The 602-nt window shown below is 75.4% G+C and carries 1 protein-coding gene; it reads left to right on the forward strand.

Annotation, left to right across the window (positions count from 1 at the left end; genetic code table 11):
- Positions 1 to 602 (forward strand): DUF5682 family protein (locus B7L92_RS38620; protein WP_255311368.1); only part of this gene is annotated, 602 nt, incomplete at both ends.

Below are 602 nucleotides of genomic sequence, written 5' to 3' on the forward strand. Positions count from 1 at the left end.
CGCCGCCGACCGGGCCGCGCTGAAGGGACTGCCCAAGGTCAGGACGGACATGACCTGGGTGCCGTGGACCCACCGCAGGCTGTCCCGGGCGAGCGGATACGGCGCGGGCATCGACTCCCCGGGCTGGTACGGGCACCTGTTCGAAGCCCCGGACCGGCCGGTCGAGCGGTGGATGACCAAGGTGGCGGGACTGCTGCGGGACGAGGACCGGATCGTGTCGTCCGCACACGTCATCGAGGCCGTACGGCTGGCGGGGACGCTGGCCGCGGTGCGGGGCCGGCCGCTGCCCGGACTGGGCGAGACGACCGACGCGGTGCGGGCGGTGATGTGCGAGGGCTCCGACGTTCCGCTGGCGCTGGTGCACGACCGGCTGGTCGTCGGGGACGTCCTGGGGGAGGTGCCGGCGACGGCGCCCGCCGTGCCGTTGCAGCGGGACCTCGCACGGACCCGGCGCAGGCTGCGGCTGAAGCCGGAGGCCGCGGAGCGGGAGCTGGAGCTCGACCTGCGCAAGGAGATCGACGCCGGGCGCAGCAGGCTGCTGCACCGGTTGCGGCTGCTCGGCATCGCATGGGGCGAGCCGGCCGCCTCGCGCGGGAGCACGG

Origin of the sequence: Streptomyces viridosporus (assembly GCF_002078235.1) — a bacterium.
In the GTDB taxonomy this organism is placed as follows: domain Bacteria; phylum Actinomycetota; class Actinomycetes; order Streptomycetales; family Streptomycetaceae; genus Streptomyces; species Streptomyces viridosporus.